The 6,233-nt window shown below is 68.2% G+C and carries 6 protein-coding genes; 2 read left to right on the top strand and 4 right to left on the bottom strand.

The genetic code is table 11. The features are described from left to right. Window positions 1–147 precede the first annotated feature (147 nt). Window positions 148–615 carry a MarR family winged helix-turn-helix transcriptional regulator gene (locus tag FNH08_RS14385; RefSeq protein WP_322724480.1) on the top strand — a complete coding sequence of 156 codons (468 nt, stop codon included), beginning with the start codon at window positions 148–150 and terminating at the stop codon, window positions 613–615. Window positions 616–716: 101 nt separating this feature from the next. Here the strand turns inward: FNH08_RS14385 and penM are convergent, their stop codons facing one another. After that, window positions 717–1,910 carry a pentalenolactone synthase gene (penM, locus tag FNH08_RS14380; RefSeq protein WP_407704369.1) on the bottom strand — a complete coding sequence of 398 codons (1,194 nt, stop codon included), beginning with the start codon at window positions 1,908–1,910 and terminating at the stop codon, window positions 717–719. A 295-nt stretch (window positions 1,911–2,205) separates the two neighbouring features. Next, window positions 2,206–3,216: a type I glyceraldehyde-3-phosphate dehydrogenase gene (gap, locus tag FNH08_RS14375; RefSeq protein WP_152771863.1), complete on the bottom strand. Its 1,011-nt coding sequence runs from the start codon at window positions 3,214–3,216 to the stop codon at window positions 2,206–2,208. Window positions 3,217–3,765: 549 nt separating this feature from the next. Between gap and FNH08_RS14370 the strand changes: the two genes are divergently transcribed. Further along, entirely contained in the window at window positions 3,766–4,227 is a 462-nt protein-coding gene (locus tag FNH08_RS14370) for a MarR family winged helix-turn-helix transcriptional regulator (protein WP_322724478.1), read from the top strand. A 202-nt stretch (window positions 4,228–4,429) separates the two neighbouring features. Here the strand turns inward: FNH08_RS14370 and FNH08_RS14365 are convergent, their stop codons facing one another. Together FNH08_RS14365 and FNH08_RS14360 are read right to left on the bottom strand one after the other, a co-directional pair. Next, window positions 4,430–5,257, bottom strand: a complete 828-nt coding sequence (locus FNH08_RS14365) for an alpha/beta hydrolase family protein (RefSeq protein ID WP_322724476.1) — start codon at window positions 5,255–5,257, stop codon at window positions 4,430–4,432. A 94-nt stretch (window positions 5,258–5,351) separates the two neighbouring features. Beyond that, a complete protein-coding gene (locus FNH08_RS14360; RefSeq protein WP_322724475.1) occupies window positions 5,352–6,119 on the bottom strand; it encodes a glucose 1-dehydrogenase in 768 nt (255 codons plus the stop codon). Window positions 6,120–6,233 lie beyond the last annotated feature (114 nt).

The raw sequence follows: 6,233 nt of genomic DNA, 5'->3' as shown, positions 1-6,233 counted from the left end.
GGGGAGGAGCGTCAACTTCCGGGTGGGCCGGCGGCTTCGATGGCGCCGGGTGAGGCGGAGGTGACGAGGGACGATCCGGTGAGCCAGACGATGTTCCGGCAAAACGATCAACTAAGAGCTTATATAAGCTTGCGATACATTTCTAGGGTGACCTCCACTCATCGAGTCGACCTCGACACCGACTTGAATGTCGGTGACTTCACGAGGGTGATCGAGACCTTCAACCGCTACTACATCCGGCTTCCCGTGGTGCAGAAGCTGTCGTTCACGACGCTCTCCGTGCTGGACACCCTGGCCGTCGGCGGCCCGAGACGGCTGACCGAACTGGTCAGAACCGAACAGATAAGCCAGCCGGGGCTCACCCAGCTGGTCACCCGCCTCGAACGCGACGGGCTCGTGGAACGCCGCCCCGACCCGGCGGACGGCCGGGCCGCCCTCATCCACATCACCGAGGCCGGCCGCGAGATCGGCGAGGCCCGGCAGGAGGACCGCGGCCGCCATCTGCACCACCTCGTCGCCCAGTTGACGCCCGAGGAACGCCAGGTGATCGCGGCGGCCCTCCCGGCCCTGGCCCGGCTGGCGGAACTCGGAAACAACCAGGCCGCACAGCGGTGACGCACACAGCGCAAAGGCCTTGTCAGATCGTCTGGCAAGGCCTTGCGGCAGCTTCGGCCCGGCCTCGCGGTTCGGGCCGTGCTCGCATGTCTGCTACGCCACTAGAAGGTCACGGGGATTTCATCGAACCCGCCGGTGATCCGGTGCTCCTGCCAGCGCAGTGACTCCTCGGGTACCGCGAGCTGCAGGTTGGGCAGTCTGCGGAACAGCCGCTCGAACACCGCGGTCAGCTCGATCCGGGCCAGCACGCGGCCGATGCAGTGCCGGGTGCCGTGCCCGAATGCCAGGTGCGACTTGGGCTTGACCCGGGCCAGGTCGAACAGGTCGCTGTCGGGGTACGCCCGGCCGTCGATGTTGGCCGCGCCGATGGCCAGCATCACCGCGTCCCCGGTCCGGATCACTGTCCCGGCGACGGTGATGTCGCTGTGCGCGTAGCGGGGTATGAGCGCGTTGGATCCCTTGCCGCCAACGGCCAGGCGCAGGATCTCCTCGACCGCGGCCGGCGCGAGTTCGGGATTCTCGGCCAGCTGGGCACGCTGGGCCGGATTGCGCAGCAGGAGCAGGGTGCCCAGGTCGATGCGCACAATGGTGGTCTCGTAGCCGAACAAGAGCACGGCGTTACCCAATTGGGCAATGTACGCATCGGACAGTGCGCCGTCTTTCACGGCGATCAGCTCGGACAGGATGTCGTCGCCCGGCTCGATTCGCTTGCGCGCCACCAGTTCCGTTGTGTAGTCGACAACCTGTTGAAAGGTGTTCACCGAGTGCTGGCTGTCGCTCTGGTCGAATGTCCCTCTCGCCCACTGCCCGAACCGCTCCCGGTCGGCCAACGGCACACCGAGCAGATCGCAGACCACCATGGTCGGCAACGGAAACGACAGCGCGCGGTGCAGGTCGGCCGGTTGAGTGCTGTCGGCCAACTGGTCGAGCAGCTCGTCCACGTGGTGCTCGATCCGGGCCTTCATCAGGCGCATCCGGCGCGTGGAGAACCGGGGTACAAGCAGCTCGCGCAGCTGCGGATGTTCGGTGGCCTCGGTGTCGTAGTCGTCCCCGGCCATCAGCGCCATCATGGTGCTCCTGGCCGTGCTCTTGGTCGACCGCTCCGGGTAGGGATTGCTGAGACCGAGTCGGCGGTCGGCGAGTAGTTTCCTCACCTCGGTGTAGCGGGTGACCAGCCAGGCCTCTTCACCGCCGATCCGCACCTTGGTGACCGGCCCCTCCTGCTGCAGTGCGCGCATCTGGGGCGCGATGCCGATTATGGATGGGTTATCGAACGGTAACGTCGGAAGTTCCATCATGTAGTCACGTTCACATGTTCAAGCTTTTTATGTCAATGAGTTCGAGTCAGGTATTTCAGTGGTGGAAATGTGGATTGACTGTATGCGACTGACACGTGTGTGCTCGATGTCAGGGAGAATTTCGACGCCGTCGGTAATCAATTGAATCTCCGCGCGTCTTATGTTGGATAATTATGCCAACTCGGCCTCCGAGGAAATGGGACAGCTTTGCTTCTACCGCTGAGCGCGAGAGCGCCGGGAGCCCGCCCCCACATGGCCTGACATGGCGAGGACCGGCCCCCGGTGGAGTCCGTCAGGCAGCCGCGCCCCCGACCAACTGGGTCGTGTCGACGAGGCGGTTGGAGAATCCCCACTCGTTGTCGTACCAGCCGAAGATGTGTACGTGGCGCCCCTCGATGACCTGCGTGAGCAGGGAGTCGAAGATGCACGACGCCGGGTCCCTGACGATGTCCGCCGAGACGACCGGGTCCGCTGTGTAGCGCAGGATCCGCGCGAGTTCGCCGTCCGCCGCCTTGCGGAACAGCGAGTTGACCTCCTCCGCCGTCGTCTCGCGGGCCACCCGGACGGTCAGGTCGGTCAGCGAGCCGACGGGGACGGGAACCCGCACCGAGTACCCGTCGAGCTTGCCCTGCAGGCTGGGGAGCACGAGGCCGATCGCACTGGCGGCATTGGTGGTGGTCGGGATGGTGCTGAGGTTGGCCGCGCGGGCGCGCCGGGGGTCGGGGTGCGGGCCGTCCTGGAGGTTCTGGTCCTGCGTGTAGGCGTGGATCGTGGTCATGGTGCCGACCTCGATGCCGAGCGCGTCATCGAGCACCTTGGCCATGGGGGCCAGGCAGTTCGTCGTACACGAGGCGTTGGAGACGATCGTGTGCTGCTCGGGGTCGTACAGGTGGTCGTTGACGCCCATGACGAGGGTGAGGTCCGCGTTCTTCGCCGCAGCGGAGACGACCACCTTCGAGGCCCCGGCGTCGATGTGCGCCCGGGCCTTGGCGGCGTCGTTGAACACGCCTGTCGACTCGATGACAACGTCGACTCCGAGGCGGCCCCAGGGCAACTGCGCCGGGTCGCGTTCGCTGAGGACCTCGACCACGGTGTCCCCGATCCTGATCGAGGAGCCTTCCGCCACGACCTGCTGGGGCAGCGGCCCGTACACGCTGTCGTACTTCAGCAGGTTCGCCAGGGCCTGCGGGCTGGCCAGGTCGTTGACCGCGGCCACGCGGATGTCGGCGCCGGACGTGAGCAGGGCACGGAAGTAGCTACGGCCGATGCGGCCGAAGCCGTTGATTCCCACAGTGATTGTCATGATTCCTGTCCTGATTGTTGGGAGTCTCGCAGCACTGGCTGCGCGGGGTGTCGTGCTTCGTGAGCGGCGATGTACTCCTCACGCGAGAGGTCATCGCCGCTCACGGCGACGGGGATGCGGCAGGCGCTGCCCCAGCGGGGCATCGAGTACCCACGGATGGCACCGGCTGATCACGTCCTGGGCGACCTGGACGGGCCACGACTGCCGGGTCACCGCGTAAGGCCCGGACCGCTGACTCCCGTGATGCCCCGGTGCCGATGCCACGGCCGGCCACGAGGGATCGTGGCGCCCCGGTGGTCCGTGTCGTTGTCGCGGTGGCGCAGCGGGATCGCTGTGCCGGCATGGGTTGCCCTAGCTGTCACCTGTCTCATCACCTACAAATCCGCCGGGGTGGCCAGCCTGCCCCGCGCGGCGGTCGCGGCCGCCTAGCGCTGTTGGTGTCGATTGACGCGCCGTTGCGCCGAGAGGGCATGCGAAACCACGCGCCTGGGTGAGGCGCCGGTACGCAAGCGATAAGCAGCTTATATAAGTCTGCGGTACATTTCCACGGTGACTCCTACTCATCGAGCCGACCTCGACACAGACTTGGACGTCGGTGACTTCACGAGGGTGATCGAGAACTTCAACCGCTACTACATCCGGCTTCCCGTGGTGCAGAAGCTGTCGTTCACGACACTGTCCGTGCTGGACACACTGGCTGTCAGCGGCCCGAAGCGGCTGACCGAACTCGCCAGGACCGAGCAGATCAGCCAGCCGGGGCTCACTCAGATGATCACCCGGCTCGAGCGCGACGGGCTCGTGGAACGCCGCCCCGACCCGGCGGATGGACGCGCCGCCCTCATCCACATCACCGAGAGCGGCCGGATGATCGGCCAGGCCCGGCACGAGGACCGGGGCCGTCACCTGCGCCCGCTGGTCGCCCGGCTGACGCCCGCGGAACGCCAGGCGATCGCGGCGGCTCTCCCCGCCCTGACCCGCCTCGCGGAGCTCGGGTCCGAAGCCGGACGGTAGGGCCCGCCCCCTCATCATGCGGCAGAACCCGCGGAGCGGCCGCGGGTTCTGCCGGAGCCGGAGCCGGAGCCGGAGCCGGAACGGCCGCGAGTTCGAGTCGTGGACAGCCGCCGGGTCACCGACCGCGGGGCCCGGCCGGGCAGAGGCCCGCGCCGGGCGGCGCGCCTACGGCGTCGCCCGGCGCGTGGCGGCCAGGGGAGTGTCAGGGGTGGCCGTGTCCATCGACGGCTACGCCCGCGGCCAGGCGGCGCATGGTGTCGGCGACCGCGATCGCCCCGGGCGCGTCGGGCTCGATGAGCGTGTAGTGGCCGATGTCGGGCAGGACGACCGTCTCCAGGTCCTCGTGCACCGCCGCGTAGTCCGTGAACTGCGACAGAGGCACCTCCTCGTCGACCGCGCCGTGCAGCAGCACGGTCCGTACGCCCGTCGTTCCCGGCCCCTTCAGCAGCGTCAGCGGATCGACGTACGGCAACCGCGACTCGAACAGGTCGGATCCGCCCAGGAGTTGCAGCGCCGCGTCGTTGCTGAGCCGGTCCCGGCGGGTGGCCTCGAGGTCGGTCAGCGGGCCGAGAGCGAGTACGGCGGGCGGGAGGGACGCCGTGTGCCAGGGCGAGTCGGCGGGCAGGAGAGCGCGGGCCGCGCACCACAGGGCGAGATGGCCGCCGGAGCAGTGGCCGGCCAGGACGTACGGTCGGCCTTCGGGCAGTGTGTCGACGATCCGGGCGACGTCGTCGAAGGTCTCCGGATAACCTCCCGCACCCCCGGACCGGCGAAAGCCCGGCAGCAGCACGGAGAAGCCCTGTTTCGCCAGCCAGGAGGCGAACGGCGTCAGATGCATCCGGTCGTAGCGCCAGTATCCGCCGTGCAGCAACAGCACCAGCGGTGCTTCCGGGTCCTCGGCGGGCCAGGCGTCGTAGACCTGGTGGGGATGGTCACCGTACTTCCCGTGCACCGGCGCGAGGACCGGTTTCAGGCTCAGGACGCGTTGCTCCTCCTCGGCGGCGAAGGCCGAGATCTCCCTGGATGTCACCGTCCACCGCCCACTGCTCGGGGAAGCGGAGCCGCTTCGCACGGGTGCTCGGCGTTCACGACGTGGCAGGGGACGTGGTTCATGGAAATGCTCCTCAGATTCCCAGCAGCAGGCCACCGCTCGCGTCCAGGCACTGGCCCGTCACCCAGCGGGCGTCGTCGCTCGCCAGGAAGGCGACCACGTCCGCGATGTCCTCGGGATTGCCCAGCCGGTTGAACACGGAGGCGGACTCATAGCGCGCCCGCACCTCGGGCTGCTTCAGGGTCGGGTTGATCCCGGTCTCCGTGACACCGGGGGAGACCGCGTTCACGGTGATCCCGCGCGGGCCGAGTTCCGCGGCCAGAGTGCGGGTGAGTACGTCTATCGCGCCCTTCGACATCGAGTAGGCGACGATCCAGGAGAAGGCGACGCGGGTGGCCAGCGAGGAGATGTTGACGATCCGGCCGCCGTCCCTCATCCGGCCGAGAGCCCGCTGTACGACGAAGAAGGGGGCCTTGGTGTTGACCGCGAAGACCTGGTCGTACTCGGCTTCGGTCACCTTCGAGATCTCCACGGGGAGCGTGATGCCCGCGTTGTTGACCAGGATGTCCAGCCCGTCCGCGGAGCCGTGACCGGCCAGCCCCTCGTCGAAGGCCGCCCAGAGCGCGTCGGCGTCGCCCGGCACACCGAGTTCCGCGCGCACGGCGAAGGCCCGCCCGCCCGCCGAGGCGATCTGCTCGACCGTCTCCTCGGCGGCCACCGCGTCGTGGCCGTAGTGCACCGCGACCAGTGCGCCCTCAGCCGCCAGCCGCATCGAGACGGCCCTGCCGATACCCCGGCTGCCGCCCGTCACCAGCGCCGTCCTGCCGGAAAGCTTGCCCACGGTGTTCTCCTTGTCTCCTGCGCCCGCCGGCAGCACCGGCGGCACGCGATCGGTACTCAGATGACGGCTTCACTGAACGAGGAGTACCGGCACGGCCCTCGCAATCCCCCGCCC

Source organism: Streptomyces spongiae (genome assembly GCF_009377185.1).
GTDB lineage: Bacteria > Actinomycetota > Actinomycetes > Streptomycetales > Streptomycetaceae > Streptomyces > Streptomyces spongiae.
The sequence above is the reverse complement of the archived record's forward strand: the minus strand, read 5'-3'. Positions and strand labels throughout refer to the sequence as shown.

Coding starts and splice junctions, on each gene's coding strand:
- penM (WP_407704369.1), bottom strand. CDS start 1,910: ATGGAACTTCCGACGTTACCGTTCGATAACCCATCCATAATCGGCATC.
- gap (WP_152771863.1), bottom strand. CDS start 3,216: ATGACAATCACTGTGGGAATCAACGGCTTCGGCCGCATCGGCCGTAGC.